This window comes from Actinoplanes subglobosus, from assembly GCF_042650585.1.
Classification (GTDB): domain Bacteria; phylum Actinomycetota; class Actinomycetes; order Mycobacteriales; family Micromonosporaceae; genus Actinoplanes; species Actinoplanes subglobosus.
Genome location: NZ_JBHSBL010000012.1, coordinates 204,245 through 220,115 on the forward strand (window position 1 = coordinate 204,245; position 15,871 = coordinate 220,115).

Genomic DNA, 15,871 nt, shown 5'->3' on the forward strand with positions numbered 1-15,871 from the left:
CAGGCTAGCGCTTCGAGGGCTCAGACGAGTTCCGTGGCGAGGCGCTCGGTGGCGTGCCGGTCGGCGCGGGCCATCGAACCCTCCGGAATCGCGGCGACCGCGGCCGCCACCAGCAGAACCGCCGACGCGAACACGAACGACCAGGGCAGGCCACCCGGCTGGTCGACGATCACACCGGCCAGGGCGCCACCGGCCGCGCTGCCACTGACCGAGACGGTGACCATCCAGGTATACGCCTCGTTCAGCATGCCGGCTGGAGCGATCCGCCCGACCAGGCTGTTCTCCACGGTCAAGGCCGGCGCGATGGTCGCGCCGCCGAGAACCAGGGCCGCGCCCAGCCAGAGCGGGCTCGGCATGAACGTCAGCACCAGGAAACTCGCCGACACCGCGGCCAGCAGCCAGGCGAACTGCCGGGACAGGGCCATCGCCGGGCGACGGGTGCCGAACCAGATGCCGCCGATCGCGCTGCCGATCCCCCAGACACCGAGCAGCACACCGCCCAGGGCCTCACCGCCGCCGTGCTGGGACGCGTAAGCCGGGACGATCACGCCGGCCGCGCCGAACGCGGTGCCGAGCGCACCGACACACAGCAGCAGAGCGGGGAAACCACCGGTCCGCAGCGGGCCCAGGCCCCTCGCCGCCGTCTCCGGATCGTGCCCGCCCCGGTGCCGCATCACCGGCAGCCGGGACACCCAGGCCGTGCCGACCAGCGTCACCACGGCCGAGCAGAGCACCGCCGACGCCGGATCGGCGGTGACCACCAGGAACGCCGCGACCAGCATCGGGCCGACCACGAACACCAGCTCGAACAGTGACGTCTCGGCAGCGATCGCCGCCGACCGCAGATCGTGCCGGCCACCACCGGGGGCGGTCATGTCGGTCCAGGCGCGGCGGATCGCCGCCGTCGACGGCGGATAGGTGGCACCGGCGGCGGCCGACGCCACGAAGATCCACTCAAGATTGCCGGCACCGCCGCTGCTCGCCAGCAGCAGGCCGGCCAGGGCCAGCGGATGCAGCACCGCGGTGGCCAGCAGGATCGGGCCGGCGCCGATCCGGTCGGCGAGACGGCCCGCGATCGGGCTCACCGCCGCCCCGGCCAGCGCGTAGACGCCGCCGGCCAGACCGGCCGCCGCGTAACGCCCGGTGGTCTGCTCCACCAGCAGGAGCAGCGACAGCGGGGTCATGCCGATACCGAGCCGGGCCAGAATGCCGACGACCAGCAGAACCTTCGCCCCTGGCAGCTGCCACACGCCAAGATACTGACGCAATGCGGTCACGAAGGGCCTCCGGCTGCCGAGATCGGTAACGAGCGAAACGCTCTTCGAGGCTAACGTCGGCAGCCGGATGGCTCATCTGGATTATGGGCAGCGTCTCACCCGGTCGGGGTGCCGGGTCAGCGGTGCCGGGTCAGCGCGGCCTGCTCGTGCAGTCGGCGGACCCTCTCCTCCATCGGCGGGTGCGTGGAGAAGAGCGCGGCCAGACCGCCACCCGCGAACGGGTTCGCGATCATCAGGTGGGCGCTGCTCGCCAGGCGTCCGTCGGCCGGCAGGGGCGCGCGGGCCGTACCGTAATGGATCTTCTCCAAGGCACTGGCCAGGGCGAGCGGATCGCCGGTCAGCGTGGCGCCGGACGCGTCCGCCTGGAACTCCCGGTTGCGGGAGATCGCCAGCTGGATGATCGACGCGGCCAGCGGGCCGAGAATCATCATGAGCAGCAGGCCGGCCGGGTTCGGGCTGTCCTCGTCGTCACCGCCGAACGGCAGGAAGAACGCCAGGTTCGCCAGCATCGTGATGATGCCGGCCAGGCCCGCGGCGACACTGGAGATCAGGATGTCGCGGTTGTAGACGTGCGACAGCTCGTGACCGATGACGGCCCGCATCTCGCGCGGCTCCAACAGGTTCAGGATGCCGGTGGTCACCGCCACCGCGGCGTGCTGCGGATCACGGCCGGTCGCGAACGCGTTCGGCTGCATCGCCGGCGAGACGTAGAGCCTCGGCATCGGCTGGCCGGCGGTCTGGGCCAGCTCGCGCACGATCCGGTACAGCCCCGGCAGCTCGGCCTCGGTCACCGGGCGGGCACCCATCGCCCGCAGCGCGATCTTGTCGGAGTAGAAGTAGCTGACAGCATTGGCCGCCAGCGAGACGAACACGGCGAGCACCAGACCGGCGCCGCCTCCGAGCCAGTAACCCACGGCCAGGATGAGGCCGGTGAGCAGACCCAGCAGGGCGGCCGTCTTGAGGCCGTTGTGGTGGCTGGACAACTTTGACTCCTTCGGCTTGCGGGCTCGTGACCCGCATTCCACGGAACATCGGTTGCCTTCGTGTTCATCCGGGTGCGCGCTGTGACTTCGCTGAAGATCATTTATGGGGTACGCCGTGCGCCGCCGGCAACCGCAGCCGTGTGGTCCCGTGGCTCCCCCGCGACGTTCTCCCGGCGCCGGGCCGAAACGCGGCCGCCGGGCTGAGTCGGTGGGCACGGTGCGAGCCGGCCTGGCCAGGTCAGGTCAGCGCGTTCAGCAGGAGCTGGGGGGCGAAGCCCAGGCCGACCGCCAGTACGGCTGCCGCTGTCAGCGCCGCGGTGATCGGGAGTTCCACCCGGTGGCGGGGGTGGATGGCGTCATACATCAGCGCGGGGTCGGCCACGTGGATGCCCGGGTGTTCGGGGACCGTGTAGAGCAGGGCGGCCACCCGGATGTAGTAGGCCAGGGCGACCACCGCGTTGATCACGACCACCGCGGCCAGCCAGATCCAGCCCTCGGCGACCAGCGACCCGACCACCGTGACCTTGGCGAACAGGCCGGCCAAGCCCGGTGGCAAGCCGGCCAGACCAGCCATCGCCAGCACGAACACGGCACCCAGCCACGGGTGGCGGCGGGCTGCCCCGCGGAAGTCCTCCAGGGTGCCGCCATCGGCTTCGGCCTGTTCGGCGGTGGGGATCAGGGTCACCGGCGGGCGCAGGGCCACGACCACGCCGAAGGCGATCAACTCCAGGATCACGAAGAAGACGGCGTAGGCGAGGGCCGCGGGGACTCCGGGGGCGCCCATGGCCAGCGCCGCCAGGATGTAGCCGGCCTGTGCCACCGAGGACCAGGCGAGCAACCGGACCATCCGGGTCTGGCGCAGGGCCACCAGGTTGCCGACGGTCATCGTGAGTACGGCCAGGGCGGACATCACGGCGCCGGCGTCCAGGTGGGCCACGATCGCGGCCAGGGCCAGGACGCCGCCCAGTTTCGAGGCCGTCGAGAGGTAGGCCGCGATCGGGACGGGAGCGCCGTCGTAGGTGGTGGGGGCCCAGGCGTGCAGCGGCACCGCGGCGACCTTGAAAGCCAGGCCGATCACCAGCAGGGCCACCCCGACACCGGCCAGTGCGGCGAACGGGCTGGCGGCCGGGCCCAGCAGGGCCAGGTGGATCGCTCCGGTGGCGGCGTAGTTGAGCGCTATGCCGAGCAGGGCGATCGCCGTGGAGACGACGCTGATCAGGAAGAACGTGACCGAGGCCTCGGCCGGACGGGTGCTGGGACGCTCGATGGGGGCGTAACGGCGGAGGCCCACCAGGACGTACAGCGGGAGGGTGAGGGTCTCCAGGCCGACGATCAGGGTGAGCAGGTCGCCGGCGTAGGCGACGGTCACGCCGCCGGTCATCGAGCAGGCCAGCAGGAAGCAGTACTCGCCGGCGGGGGCCGCTCCGATCCGCAGCGCCGGCACCGAGAAGGCCAGGACGCCCGCGGTCAGGCCGGCGAAGAGCGCCGCGGTCACGGCGGCGGCCCACGTCGGCACCCAGGAGCAGCCGCCGGTGGCGCAGAAGGTCGGATCCCAGGGGCCCACGGCCAGAGCCGCCACAGCGGTGCCGATCGCACCGAGGGTCGTCGCGCCGATGATCACCGGCCGTTTTCCGGTGAACAGGTCGGCGAGCAGGGCCAGGACCGCGGTGGCGGCGGCCAGATAGAGCGGCAGCAGGGCGATGTGGTCGACGGCCTGGCTTCTCATCAGCGAACTCCCGGCAGATCGACGGAGACAGCGGCGAACGGCGGGACCGCGGGAAAAGCGGCGGACGACCGGACCGCGCCGCTCACGGCTGGATTCCCAGGAGGGTGGTCAACGGCTGGGAGGTGTCGGCGAGGACCAGGGCCGGAGCTATGCCGATGGCCAGGGTCAGCAGGATCAAGGGGGACCAGGCCAGCCATTCGGTCCTGGTGATGGCGGGGCTCACGGACCGTACCTCCGGGGTGGCCGGACCGTGGGTGACCTGGCGCAGCAGGCGCAGGAAGTAGGCGGCTGTCAGGGCGCCCCCGACGGCGGCCACCGCGGCCAGTGTCATCCAGAGCGGGCCACCGCGGTCGACGGCGGCGATCACCGCGAACGCCTCGCCCCAGAAGCCGGCCAGGCCGGGCAGGCCCAGCGAGGCGATGGCGGCGAAACCGAGGAGGCCGGCCAGCCGCGGGGCGGTCTCGCGGAGGCCGCTCAACTGGTTGAGGGAGCCCGTACCGGCGCGGTCCTTGATCGTCCCGACGAGGAAGAACAGCAGGCCGGTGATCAGGCCGTGGGCGATGTTGCCGAGCAGTGCCGCCTGGATGCCGGCGATCGACATCGTCGCGATGCCGAGCAGCACGAAACCCATGTGGCCGACGCTGGAGTAGGCGATCAGGCGTTTCAGCTCGGTCTGGCGCAGGCAGATCAGGGACCCCGCGATGATCGCGACGACGGCGAGGATCCCGAGGACCGGGGACGCCCAGTCGGCGCCGTCGGGTGCGACGCCGAGGCCGACCCGGATCAGGCCGTAGGTGCCCATTTTGAGCAGCACCCCGGCCAGGATCACCGAACCGACCGTCGGGGCCTCGGTGTGCGCGTCGGGCAGCCAGGTGTGCAGCGGCCAGAGCGGGGCCTTGACCGCGAACGCGACGGCGAGCAGGACGAACACCGCACACTGGGTGGTGCGGTCGAGGTGCGGGGAGCCGGTGAGCGTGATCAGGTCACCGGTTCCGGCCTCGGCGACGACCAGGAGGACGCCGAGCAGCAGCAGGACCGAGCCGGCCAGCGTGTAGAGGACGAACTTGCGTGCCGCGGCACGGCGGTTCGGGCCACCCCAGCCGGCGATCACCGCGTACATCGGCAGGAGCACGACCTCGAAGAACAGGAAGAACAGGATGAGGTCGAGGGCCAGGAAGGTGCCGAGCACACCCACTTCGAGGACCAGCAGGAGAGCGGCCAGGCCCTTCTTCTTCGTGTACGCGCAGCACAGCAGCGTGAGCAGCCCGGTCAGCACGACGAGCGGGTAGGACACCCCGTCGATGCCGATGTGGAACTCGAGCCCGAGGGACGGCACCCACGGCAGGTCCAGGTCGATCCAGGGGATCAGCGGACTACCCGCGGCGATCCCGTAGTCGAACCAGCCGAACTCGGCCGGGCGCACCACGGCCGGCAGGATCGACAGGACGAACGTGACAGCGGCGAAGACGACGGCGGCGATCCGGGACCGTGCGGCCGGGAGCAGCGCGACCACGGCCGCCCCCAGAGCGGGCACCAGCAGCAGAGCGATCAGCAGAAGCTGCTGGCCGGACCAGGCCGGTTCGATGTAGTCGCGGTACATCAGGCTCCCCACCAGGCGATGGCACCGAGCAGCAGGGCCGCGGCGCAGACGGCGACCGCGGCGGCCGGCAGTGGCAGCCGGTGCGCCTCCTTGAGCGCGTCCCCGGCGCGGGACGTGCCGGTCCCGGTGCCCATGACCGCGGCGTCGACGACCCGGACGTCGCCGGTGGTGGCCCAGCGGGCGAGCGCCTCGGCCGGGCGGACCACGAGCCGGTGCTGCACGTCGTCCAGGTGGAAACCGGCGGCCAGGAACTTCTTCGTCCGACCCAGCGCATCAGCGGGGTCGACGCCGGGGACCGCCCACCACAGCCACCAGGCCGTGCCCGCACCGGCCGCGAGCAGCAGCATCGGCAAGGCGACGGCGACACCCAGATGCGGGTCCGACAGCTCCAGAGCGGTCCGGAAACCGGGGGCGAAAGCGGCCAGGCCCAGCAGAGCAGCCGGGATCGCGAGCAGGACCAGCGGCCAGCGCATCGGAGCCGGCGGATCGTGCGGGACGGCCGAGACCTGATAGCGGCCGTCGTCGAAGCCGACCTCCCAGGCCGGGCCGTGCGGGCCGTGGGCACGGGACGGGCCGAAGAACGTGCGCAGGAGCAGGCGTGTCGCATACCAGGCGGTGACGCCGACCGACAGCAGCGCGGCCAGCCAGACCAGCCAGGCCGCCCAGACCGGTGCGGTCTCGCCGCCCTCGGTGGCGTGGGCGGCGGCGGTCAGCACGTTCTCCTTCGACCAGAACCCGGAGAGCGGCGGCAGACCGGCGAGCGCGCCCAGCCCGATCACGAACGACCAGAACGTGACCGGCATGTGCTCGCGCAGGCCACCCATCCGGGACATCAGGTTGGTGCCGACCGCGTGGATCACCGCACCCGCCGCGAGGAACAGCAGCGCCTTGAACGCGGCGTGGGTGAGCAGGTGGAACAGGGCGGCGGCGGGCGAGCCGACGGCCAGAGCGCCGGTCATGTAGCCGATCTGCGAGACGGTCGACCAGGCCAGGACCCGTTTCAGGTCGTCCTGGGCGGTCGCCGACAGTGCACCGATCAGGATGGTGATCGAGGCCATCACGGCCAGGGTCGCGAGCGCGGCCGGCGACTGGACGTAGAGCGGGTAGAGCCGGAAGACCACGTAGACACCGGCCGCGACCATGGTGGCGGCGTGGATCAGCGCGGAGATCGGGGTGGGACCGGCCATCGCGTCCGGCAGCCAGGTGTGCAGCGGGAACTGGGCGCTCTTGCCGGCCACCCCGGCCAGGATCAGCAGCAGTGCGGCGGTCAGCGTGCCGGTCGAGTAGTCGTGGGTGAGCACGTCGCCGAGGTAGGTGCTGTCCGCGTCGGCTGCCAGGACGGCGATGCCGAGCAGGAAGCCGATGTCGCCGACACGGGTGACCAGGAACGCCTTCACCGCCGCGGCCGGGGCCTCCGGCAGCCGCCGGTCATGGCCGATCAGCAGGTAGGAGCAGGCTCCCATCACCTCCCAGCCGATCAGCATCAGGATCAGGTCGCTGCTCGCGACGACCAGCAGCATCGCGCCGGTGAAGAGGCTGACCTGGGCGGCGTACGGCGCGTAGCGGGGATCGTCGTGCAGGTAGGTGATCGAGTAGATCTGCACGCAGAGGGCGACCACCGTGACGGCGATCGCCACGTAGGCGGCCGCGGCGTCGACGAACGTGCTGAACCGGACCTCCAGGTCACCGATCGTCGCCAGAACGAGCCCGGTGTCCCACCCGTCGGACGGCTGCGCCGGGTCCAGGACCAGGCGGAACGCGAGCAGCAGCGCCACCGCGGCGCCGGACACCCCGAGGGCCGCGGCGAGACGCCGGCGGGTCCGGTCACCGTCGCCCGGGGGCAGGAGAAGACCGATCAGACCCGCGAGCAGGGGTACGAGCGGAAGCAGCGGCCCGGCAACGTCGATGCTCACCCGGCCACCCGTTCCTCGTCCGCTTCCAGCCGCACATCGTCGACCACCACCGCGCTGCGCATCCGGTAGTACTGCAGGATGATCGCCAGGCCGACACCCACCTCGGCGGCGGCCAGCACGATCACGAACAGGGCCAGCACACCACCGGTGCCGGGGGCGGCCGAGCCGGGACGGGCCCACGACTCGATCGCCACACCGGTCAGCGCCGACCGCAGCGTCACGTCGGCGGTGATCAGGATCAGGTTGACCGCGTTCAGCATCAGCTCGACGGCCATCAGGACCATGATCGCGTTGCGCCGGCGCAGTACGCCGTAAACACCCAGGCCGAACAGGAGGGCGCCGACGACATACGGGATGACGACGTGCATCAGACCTCCTGCTCGTGTGTCTCGGCCACGGCCGGGGTGCGGGCGCCGATGTCCGGGCGGGACAGCACGATCGCGCCGACCAGGGCGGACAGCAGCAGGATCGAGAGCACCTCGAACGGCAGCACCCAGGCGCCGAAGATCTGCTCACCGACCCGCTCGGCGGTGCCCGGCTCCGGTGCGGGGTAGCTCACCCAGCGGAACGCGTCGGCGAACAGGGCGGCCAGGCCGAGGCCCGCGCCGCCGCCGATCAGGACGGCCGGGAGTGCCGGGCGGTCCAGGTCGGCGGAGGGGCCGATCGGGGCGCGGGTCAGCATCACCGCGAAGAGCAGCAGCACCACCACGGCACCGACGTAGACGAGGATCTGCACCCAGGCGAACAGCTCGGCGCCGAGGACCAGGTAGAGGCCGGCGATCGCGCCCAGGCTGATCACCAGGTAGAGACCGGAGCGGACCAGGTGGGCGCTTGTCACCACCAGGAAGCCCGCACCCACGGCGACGGCGCCGAGTGCGAGCAGCAGCACGTCGGCGACGGTCACTGATCCGCCTCCGGCCCGGGTTCCCCGGCTTTCGGTTCCGGCCTGGGTTCTTCCGCCTTCGGTTCCGGCCCGGGTTCTTCGGCCTTCGGTTCCGGCCCGGGTTCTTCCGCCGAGGGTCGTGGTTCGGCCTGGAGGGCCGGCGTGGGCGGGACGGCCGGGGCTGCGGTTGTGCGAGGTGTGGCGCGTACCGCTGCGGGTCTTGCAGTTTTTGCGGCGGTGGCCGCGCCCGGACCGGCTGCCTTGCGCGCCGCGGTGGCCTCCTCCTTGGAAGGTTCGCCGAGGACGTCGTGGACCGGTGGCGGGGGGACCGTGCGCATCCACTCACCGAGGCGGTTCTTGTCGTGCAGCAGGTCGAGTACGTCGGTCTCGGCATACTCGAACTCGGGCGTCCAGTGCAGCGCGTCGAACGGGCAGACCTCGATGCAGATCCCGCAATACATGCAGAGGGAGAAGTCGATGTCGAACCGGTCCAGCACGTTGCGCTGACGGGCGCGCGCGGCGCCCGGGACGACGACCTCCTCCTTGTGCGAGTCGATGTAGATGCACCAGTCGGGGCACTCGCGGGCGCAGAGCATGCAGACCGTGCAGTTCTCCTCGGACAGCGCGATCACGCCTCGGGAGCGTGGCGGCAGGTCGGGCTGCACGTCCGGGTACTGCTGGGTGGTGGATCGCCGCGTCAGAGTCTTCAGCGTTACGGCGAGCCCGTCGAGCAGGCCCTTGCCGGGCACGATGCGCTCACCGTTCTCACTCACAAGGGACCATCCTGCCCCGTTGGGTGATCCCGCGCGACCTCGGGTGGGGCGGATCTTCCGGTAGAGTGGCTAGTCGTGAGACATGCCCCCCCTCACTCGGAGGCCCGGATGACCATGGCGATCAGCGACCTTTCTCGCACGTCCGGCTGGACCACTGATGATCTTGACCAACTTCCCGAAGACGGCGTACGCCGCGAGTTGCTCGATGGAGTGCTGCTCGTGTCCCCTTCCCCCACGGACATCCACCAGATCATCGCCGCCCGCCTGATGGTCGCGCTGGAGGAGAGCTGCCCGGACCACCTGCAGGTGACCCAGGCTGTGGAGATCCGGATGAGCTCGACCCGCGCGTTCATCCCGGACGTTCTGGTCGCGACAGACGAGGCCGCCCGGCGCGGCGGCCGCTACTACACACCGAGCGAGGTCGTGCTGGCCGTCGAGGTCGTGTCACCGTCGTCGGTGAGCATGGACCGGATCACCAAGCCCGCTCTCTACGCCCAGGCGGGGATCCGGCACTACTGGCGGATCGAGATCAAGAACGGCATCGAGGTCCACGCCGGCGTCCTCGATCAGGACGCCGGGCTCTACCGGCCGGTCGGTGTTTTCGACGCGCGGATCAACGTCTCCGAGCCGTGGGCGATCGACATCCCGATCAAGAAGCTGACCCCCCGGCACATGCTCTAGACAAGCGACTTCACGGCCACCGTCAGGACCAGCTGGGCCAGCGACACCGGGACCAGGATCAGCCAGCAGAGGCGCTGCAGCTGGTCCTCACGCATGCGGGGGTAGGTGACCCGTAGCCAGATGATCACGAAGGACAGGGCACCGATCTTCAGGAACGTCCAGAGCCAGCCGAGCTGCTCCTCCATCGGGCCGCGCCAGCCGCCGAGGAACAGGACCGTGGTCAGGGCGGCGATCACGACGATGCCCACGTACTCGGCGAGCAGGAAGAACGCGAACCGCAAGCCCGTGTACTCGGTCATGTAGCCGAAGACCAGCTCGGAGTCGGCGATCGGCATGTCGAACGGTGGGCGGCGGATCTCGGCCAGACCGGCGATGAAGAAGACCAAGGCGGCCGGGGCCTGCCAGATCAGCCACCAGGGTTGCCACGCCTCGACGATGCCCGGCAGGCTCAGCGTGCCGGCCGCCATCGCGACGCTCGCCGCGGCCAGGACCAGGGGCAGCTCGTAACCGAGGAGCTGGGCGGCGCCGCGGACGCCGCCGAGCAGGCTGTACTTGTTGGCCGACGCCCACGCCGACATCAGCACCGCGACCACGCCGATGCCGAGCACCGCGAGGACCAGGAACAGGCCGATGTCCAGGCTCTGCGCCACCAGGCCGGGGCCGATCGGGATGGTCATCACGACCACCAGGTACGGGAACAGGGCCACGATCGGAGCCAGCCGGAACACCGTCCGGTCGGCGTCGCGTGGGGTGATGTCCTCCTTCTGGACGAACTTCACCCCGTCGGCGATCAGCTGGGCCCAGCCGTGGAATGCGCCCGCATACATCGGGCCGACGCGGCCCTGCATGTGCGCCATCACCTTGTGCTCGGCCTGGCCCACGATCAGCGGCAGCACCAGGAAGCCACCCATCACGGCCACGACCCGGATCAGGAGGTCCATCACGACCTCCCCTCCTTGGCCGGGCCCCACTCGCCCGGGGCGGGAACGCCGGGCGGCCGCATCGGGGCGCGCTTGGCCGCACCGCCCTCCGACTCCCCCGGCTCCTTCGCGCCCGGCCACGGTTTCGCCACCCGGGCTGCCAGCACGAACTCCTTGCGCAGCGGATGCCCCTCGAACTCCGGTGGCAGCAGCAGCGGACGCAGGTCGGGGTGGCGGGCGAACGTGATGCCGAACATCTCGAACGTCTCCCGCTCGTGCCAGGCCGCACCCGGGTAGAGGTCCACCAGCGACTCCACCTCCGGGTCCTCGCGCGACACCCGGGTCCGCAGCAGAACACCGTGCCGGCGACGGGTCGACCAGAGGTGCGCGACCACCGAGAAGCCACCGTCCAGCTCGTCCACCGCGGAGAGCCAGTCGAAGAAGTCGCAGCCCAGCGCACCGGCGTCACGGGCCGCCTCGGCGACGAACCACCAGCGGGCCACCGGCACGTCGACGACCGCACGGGCATGGCCGGGACCGCCGCCGGAGACCTCGGCCGTCACCGTGCCCTTGTCGGGATCGTCGGTGGCCATCAGATGGACCAGGCGTTCACCGACCTCTTCGGGCGTCATGCGAGTCATCCTATGATCCGAGGCCCGCGTGCAACGTTTCGCCGGGCGACCGCGTGTAGTGCTCGTGACCGCCACACCCGCACGGGAGGCACGCATCACCGCCGAACCCGACCCGCCCAGTTTCGACGAGGTGTACGCCGCGAGCTACACCGACCTCGCCGTCCAGCTGTACGCCTACTTCGGCGACCGGCAGGAGGCGCAGGACGTCGCCCAGGAGGCGTTCTGCCGCGCCCTGGCCAAATGGAACACCATCGCACGGTACGACGACCCGGTCGCCTGGATCCGCCGGGTCGCCTGGAACCTCGCCGTCAGCCGGTGGCGGCGGGCCCGTACCGCGGTGAACTTCCTGCGCCGGCAACGGGCGGACGAGCCACGGACCGAAGGACCCGGTCCGGAACGGGTCGCCCTGATCGCCGCGCTCGGCACCCTGCCACCGGCCCAGCGCCGGGCCGTCGTGCTGCATTACCTGGCCGACCAGCCGGTCGCCGAGATCGCCCGGAGGGAACGCGTCACCGAGGTGACGATCCGATCCCACCTGCACCGCGGGCGGACCGCGCTCGCCGCACAGCTCAAGCTCTCCGATTCGCACGGGGGTGCGTCGTGACCACCGACCAGCTGAAAGACCTCTTCGACGAACTCCGCGCGGAGACGGTGCCGGCGATCAAGCCACCGGGTGCCGCAGCGGCCCGGCGTACGCTGCGCAGGCGCCGTGCCACCACCGCGGCCGTCTCCGCCGCGGCGGCGGTCGTGGCGATCGCCGCGGGTATCACCGTCGTCGCTGACCGCGGCGAACCCGCGCCCCGGCCCGCCCCCGCTCCCCCGGCCGCGTCCACCGGACCGGAACACACCGCGCTGGACGCGATCACGGACGGCCGCCCGATGGTGACGGTCGCCTCGCCCGTGGTCGCCGGATACGAGTGGCAGAGGAAGATCTACGCTCCGGTGCTCGAATTCACCGCGGCCTGCGCCGGGAGTGGTGAGATCACCCTCTCGATCACCGGCGGCACAGCTCTCGACCAGAAACGCTTCAAACCGGATGACATGCGGATCAAGGTCTCCTGCACGTCTTCGCCGAAAGCGGTGCGCGCGGAGCTGATGACCCACTCCCCCAACGGCCTGACCGTCCGGCTGGCCGGCGAGAAGGGTGCGGCCGGGCGATCCGGCTTCGCCTTCTCCCTGCGCGGCACGGGAGACCAGGAATTCGCCCCCGACGACGAGCGGCTCGACATCGATTCCCTGGTCGGTCGTCAGCCGGGCAAACTCGATGACGACCGGGTGGTACGGGCCGGGGGTGGCGCCCCCAGCTACGAACCCAATCACGGACCGAGCGCGAGCGGCTGGTCGGGACTCGACAGCGAAGGGCCGTACGACCTGATCATGGCCTGCCGTGGTGCGGGCACCTACACGCTGGAGCTCTGGAGCGGCGGCGAACCGGACATGACCGGCGTCCCACCCGAACGGCCCACCGGAAAGCCGGCGGTGAAGCGGACCGTCCCGTGCACGGCCGCGCCGCAGCGGTTCACCTGGCCCGTCCCCGGTGATCTCGGGTCGGGTGTGACGATCTGGGAGAACTACGAGAACACGACGAACACGATGGGGACCGTCGCCTGGTCCCTGGTCACCCGCGAATAGCCCGCACCCGGGTGCAACCCGTCAGGGGGTGGGGACGTGTAGTCGCCGTGACAGCCATCGCCAGCCACGGAAGGGAGGCGCGGATAGCCGTGCATCACGACCCGCCCTCCTTCGACGACGTGTACGCGGCGCACTACGCCGACCTCATCGTGCAGCTCTACGCGTACTTCGGGGATCGTCAGGACGCCCACGACGTGGTGCAGGAAGCTTTCTATCGCGCTCTCGTCAGGTGGAGTTCGGTCTCCCGGTACGACGATCCGGTCGCGTGGATCCGCCGGGTGGCCTGGAATCTCGCGGTCAGCCGGTGGCGGCGGGCCCGTACCGCGCTGAGCTTCCTCGGCCGGCAACCCCGGATCGAGCCGCGGTCCGAGGGGCCCGATCCGGAGCGGGTCACGCTGGTCGCCGCGCTCGGCACCCTGCCGGACACCCAGCGCCGGGTGATGGTGCTGCACTACATGGCCGACATGCCGGTGGCCGAGATCGCCCAGCGGGAGGGTGTCGCCGTCGGCACCGTGAAGTCCTGGCTGCACCGCGGACGCGCCGCCCTCGCCGCCCGGCTCGACATGACCGACAGCTTCGGAGGTGCGTGATGCCCGACCAGATCGAAAAGCTCTTCGCCGATCTGCGCGCCGACACGCTGCCCACGGTGCGACTCCCGGGAACCGAGCCACTGCGGAGGGCTGCCCGCCGCCGCCGGGCGGTCATCTCCTCGGCCACCGCCGTCACCGTGCTGGGACTCGCCGCGCTGATCGCCGTGATCCGCCCGGACAGCAGCCCCGGACCGGTCGTGTCACCGCCCTCGGCGGCACCCACCTACGACCGGACCACGCTGACCGCCATGGTCACTGAAACCCTTCAGCTCGACGACCCCCAGCACGCCGGGCTCAGCGGGATCATCCCGGTCGGATCCGGCCTGCCGGAGTCACAGCGCCCGGTCCTCGGCGGCACCTACAGCATCCGGATGACCTGCTACGGCTCGGGTTCGATGGACGTCACGGTCAGTGACACGGTGGTACAGGCGGTGCCCTGCACGACCCCCGGCACCGTCTGGACCGCGTCGGTGGTCGTCCCCGAGCCCAGCGGGCAGTTGTCGGTACGTGCCGTCCCGCGGGGAAGCGGTCCCGGCCAGGCCGCCCTCGGCTACGTCGCCGAACTGGCCCAGCCCGACAAGACCCGCTGGCAGGAGGCGGCATACGACGCCCTCGGCTCCAAGACGGACAGCTTCGCGGCGGGTGGCTCGTTCTTCGCGTCGGACGGTGGCGAGGGTTACGAGCACAGCGACCTCACCACAGGCCGCTACCGGGTTCGGGCGATCTGTCTCGGCTTCGGCTCGGTGACACTCTCCGCCGGGCCTGGCACCGGTGACGTGCCGCTAGCGAGGAAAACGACGGTGCACTGCTCCCCCGACAACCCGCAACCGGCGTCACTGACCCTGTCGGCGGCGGACGGGCTGACCTACCTCGCCGAGCCGGACGCCGACGCCGGTCATCGTGCCGCGGTGGCCACGGTCCTCGACCGATCCTCCGGCTGACCCCGGATCACAGGCCGGGGAGGCGGCCGTTGCGGAACACGTCGACGAAGTCCTGGTGGTCCTCGCGGGCCTGGTCGCCGTACCTGTGCGCGAAATCGACCAGGTGCTGGACGAAGCCGGGCTCGTCCTTGTCGACGACCGCGACGATCGCCTCCTCGGTGGAGAAGTCCACCAGGTCGTGGCTGGACTCGTCATCGGCGACCGAATGCATCCGGGCCACGGCGCGGCCCAGGTCGGCGATCACCCCGGACAGCTCCTCCGGCTCGTTCACATCGGACCAATCAAGATCTTCGGCGTACGGCGACACCTCCGCCACCAACTGCCCCACCCCGTTCAGTTCGGTGAAGCCGAGCCACGGGTCGGCGTGCGCCTGGAGGGCACGCTGCGATTCGGCCGTACGGTGGCCCTGGTGTTTGAAGTAGCCCTTGACCCGCTCGTCGTCGATCCAGCGGGCCACGGCCGGGACCTGTGCCTGCTTCATGTAGATGACGACGTCGTTCTCCAGGGCCTCGGTGTGACCCTCGAGCAGCAGGTTGTACGACGGCAGGCCGGCCGAGCCGATGCCCACGCCCTTGCGCAGTTTGATGTCCTTGATGTGCAGCGAGACCGGCCGGGACGCCTGCGGCAGCGTGGCCAGATAGCGGTCGAACGCCTCCCGCACCGCCGCGTGCATCTCCGTGTCGACGTCGTAGACACCGTCGCCGACCGAGAACCGGCGCTCGTAGTCGTCGATCGTGGTCTGCTCGTTGAGCAGGTGGACCCGGGTGTTCAGCCGGGCCTCCTGGAGCACCCGCCGCAGCACACCGGTCGCGTTCTCCAGGGTGATCGAGCCGATCGCGTCGTCACCACCATGTGCGATGGCTCGCAACTCGGTCAGATAGGACCGGGCGAACTCGGTCACCAGCTTCGTGATGCTCTCATCGGAGAGCGCCTTCGAGTAGCCGATCAGCGCCACACTCGCCGCGAACCGTTTCAGGTCCCAGCTGTACGGCCCGACATACGCCTCGTCGAAGTCGTTGACGTTGAAGACCAGGCGGCCGGACGAGTTCATGTACGTCCCGAAGTTCTCCGCGTGCAGGTCACCGTGGATCCACACCCGGCTGGTCCGCTCGTCGAGGAAACTGTCGTCGCGGAAATCGCCGCTCAGATCGGCGTAGAAGAGTGAAGCGCTGCCCCGGTAGAAGGCGAACGGCGACGCCGCCATCTTCCGGAACTTGCGGCGGAACGCGGCCGGGTCGAGCGCCATCAGCTCGCCGAACTCGCGGGTCAGTACGTCGATGATGAAGTCGGCCCTCATGACGGTCACGGTACTCAGCCCGA

General features: G+C 70.7%; 16 protein-coding genes. 5 read left to right on the forward strand and 11 right to left on the reverse strand.

The features are described 5' to 3' along the window. Positions 1 to 20 precede the first annotated feature (20 nt). The 8 genes from ACFO0C_RS12035 to ACFO0C_RS12070 all read right to left on the reverse strand — a co-directional run bounded on the left by ACFO0C_RS12035 (position 21) and on the right by ACFO0C_RS12070 (position 9,155). Positions 21 to 1,277, reverse strand: a complete 1,257-nt coding sequence (locus tag ACFO0C_RS12035) for an MFS transporter (protein WP_378066648.1) — start codon at positions 1,275 to 1,277, stop codon at positions 21 to 23. A gap of 116 nt (positions 1,278 to 1,393) precedes the next feature. Further along, positions 1,394 to 2,260, reverse strand: a complete 867-nt coding sequence (gene htpX, locus ACFO0C_RS12040) for a zinc metalloprotease HtpX (RefSeq protein ID WP_378066649.1) — start codon at positions 2,258 to 2,260, stop codon at positions 1,394 to 1,396. A gap of 238 nt (positions 2,261 to 2,498) precedes the next feature. Further along, positions 2,499 to 3,989 (reverse strand): NADH-quinone oxidoreductase subunit N, encoded by a 1,491-nt coding sequence (locus tag ACFO0C_RS12045; protein ID WP_378066757.1) that lies wholly within the window; start codon positions 3,987 to 3,989, stop codon positions 2,499 to 2,501. Positions 3,990 to 4,068: 79 nt separating this feature from the next. Then, the gene (locus ACFO0C_RS12050) at positions 4,069 to 5,586 is read right to left on the reverse strand and encodes a complex I subunit 4 family protein (RefSeq protein ID WP_378066758.1); all 1,518 of its coding nucleotides are present in this window, start codon (positions 5,584 to 5,586) and stop codon (positions 4,069 to 4,071) included. After that, on the reverse strand, positions 5,586 to 7,499 hold the full coding sequence (locus tag ACFO0C_RS12055) for an NADH-quinone oxidoreductase subunit 5 family protein (RefSeq protein WP_378066650.1): 1,914 nt from the start codon (positions 7,497 to 7,499) through the stop codon (positions 5,586 to 5,588). Before ACFO0C_RS12055 ends, ACFO0C_RS12050 begins: the two co-directional genes overlap by 1 nt. Further along, positions 7,496 to 7,867, reverse strand: a complete 372-nt coding sequence (gene nuoK, locus ACFO0C_RS12060; RefSeq protein WP_378066651.1) for an NADH-quinone oxidoreductase subunit NuoK — start codon at positions 7,865 to 7,867, stop codon at positions 7,496 to 7,498. The genes ACFO0C_RS12055 and nuoK overlap by 4 nt, the downstream gene beginning before the upstream one ends. After that, positions 7,867 to 8,403 (reverse strand): NADH-quinone oxidoreductase subunit J family protein, encoded by a 537-nt coding sequence (locus ACFO0C_RS12065; RefSeq protein WP_378066652.1) that lies wholly within the window; start codon positions 8,401 to 8,403, stop codon positions 7,867 to 7,869. The genes nuoK and ACFO0C_RS12065 overlap by 1 nt, the downstream gene beginning before the upstream one ends. After that, entirely contained in the window at positions 8,400 to 9,155 is a 756-nt protein-coding gene (locus tag ACFO0C_RS12070; protein WP_378066653.1) for a 4Fe-4S binding protein, read from the reverse strand. The genes ACFO0C_RS12065 and ACFO0C_RS12070 overlap by 4 nt, the downstream gene beginning before the upstream one ends. A gap of 108 nt (positions 9,156 to 9,263) precedes the next feature. On the opposite strand from ACFO0C_RS12070, the gene ACFO0C_RS12075 reads away from it, so the two are divergent. Beyond that, positions 9,264 to 9,836: a Uma2 family endonuclease gene (locus tag ACFO0C_RS12075; protein ID WP_378066654.1), complete on the forward strand. Its 573-nt coding sequence runs from the start codon at positions 9,264 to 9,266 to the stop codon at positions 9,834 to 9,836. Here the strand turns inward: ACFO0C_RS12075 and nuoH are convergent. Together nuoH and ACFO0C_RS12085 are read right to left on the reverse strand one after the other, a co-directional pair. Continuing rightward, the gene (gene nuoH, locus ACFO0C_RS12080; RefSeq protein WP_378066759.1) at positions 9,833 to 10,777 is read right to left on the reverse strand and encodes an NADH-quinone oxidoreductase subunit NuoH; all 945 of its coding nucleotides are present in this window, start codon (positions 10,775 to 10,777) and stop codon (positions 9,833 to 9,835) included. The two genes, ACFO0C_RS12075 and nuoH, sit on opposite strands and share 4 nt — an antisense overlap. Continuing rightward, the gene (locus ACFO0C_RS12085; RefSeq protein WP_378066655.1) at positions 10,777 to 11,388 is read right to left on the reverse strand and encodes an NADH-quinone oxidoreductase subunit C; all 612 of its coding nucleotides are present in this window, start codon (positions 11,386 to 11,388) and stop codon (positions 10,777 to 10,779) included. Before ACFO0C_RS12085 ends, nuoH begins: the two co-directional genes overlap by 1 nt. 64 nt (positions 11,389 to 11,452) lie before the next feature. Between ACFO0C_RS12085 and ACFO0C_RS12090 the strand changes: the two genes are divergently transcribed. From ACFO0C_RS12090 to ACFO0C_RS12105, 4 genes are read left to right on the forward strand one after another with little or no spacing between them, the layout of a single operon-like run. Next, entirely contained in the window at positions 11,453 to 11,992 is a 540-nt protein-coding gene (locus ACFO0C_RS12090; RefSeq protein WP_378066656.1) for an RNA polymerase sigma factor, read from the forward strand. Next, the gene (locus tag ACFO0C_RS12095) at positions 11,989 to 13,020 is read left to right on the forward strand and encodes a hypothetical protein (RefSeq protein ID WP_378066657.1); all 1,032 of its coding nucleotides are present in this window, start codon (positions 11,989 to 11,991) and stop codon (positions 13,018 to 13,020) included. The genes ACFO0C_RS12090 and ACFO0C_RS12095 overlap by 4 nt, the downstream gene beginning before the upstream one ends. 47 nt (positions 13,021 to 13,067) lie before the next feature. After that, complete coding sequence (locus ACFO0C_RS12100; protein ID WP_378066658.1) at positions 13,068 to 13,610, forward strand: RNA polymerase sigma factor; 543 nt, start codon at positions 13,068 to 13,070, stop codon at positions 13,608 to 13,610. Further along, positions 13,610 to 14,551, forward strand: coding sequence for a hypothetical protein (locus ACFO0C_RS12105; protein WP_378066659.1), 942 nt, complete (start codon positions 13,610 to 13,612; stop codon positions 14,549 to 14,551). Before ACFO0C_RS12100 ends, ACFO0C_RS12105 begins: the two co-directional genes overlap by 1 nt. A gap of 7 nt (positions 14,552 to 14,558) precedes the next feature. On the opposite strand, the gene ACFO0C_RS12110 is transcribed toward ACFO0C_RS12105, so the two are convergent. Further along, positions 14,559 to 15,848, reverse strand: coding sequence for a DUF2252 domain-containing protein (locus ACFO0C_RS12110; protein WP_378066660.1), 1,290 nt, complete (start codon positions 15,846 to 15,848; stop codon positions 14,559 to 14,561). Between the last annotated feature and the right edge of the window lie 23 nt (positions 15,849 to 15,871).

Excerpts from the sequence above, each read along its gene's own strand:
- ACFO0C_RS12075 (WP_378066654.1), top strand. The coding sequence starts at position 9,264 with ATGACCATGGCGATCAGCGACCTTTCTCGCACGTCCGGCTGGACCACT.
- nuoH (WP_378066759.1), bottom strand. The coding sequence starts at position 10,777 with ATGGACCTCCTGATCCGGGTCGTGGCCGTGATGGGTGGCTTCCTGGTG.
- ACFO0C_RS12105 (WP_378066659.1), top strand. The coding sequence starts at position 13,610 with ATGCCCGACCAGATCGAAAAGCTCTTCGCCGATCTGCGCGCCGACACG.
- ACFO0C_RS12110 (WP_378066660.1), bottom strand. The coding sequence starts at position 15,848 with ATGAGGGCCGACTTCATCATCGACGTACTGACCCGCGAGTTCGGCGAG.
- ACFO0C_RS12085 (WP_378066655.1), bottom strand. The coding sequence starts at position 11,388 with ATGACGCCCGAAGAGGTCGGTGAACGCCTGGTCCATCTGATGGCCACC.
- nuoK (WP_378066651.1), bottom strand. The coding sequence starts at position 7,867 with ATGCACGTCGTCATCCCGTATGTCGTCGGCGCCCTCCTGTTCGGCCTG.
- ACFO0C_RS12050 (WP_378066758.1), bottom strand. The coding sequence starts at position 5,586 with ATGTACCGCGACTACATCGAACCGGCCTGGTCCGGCCAGCAGCTTCTG.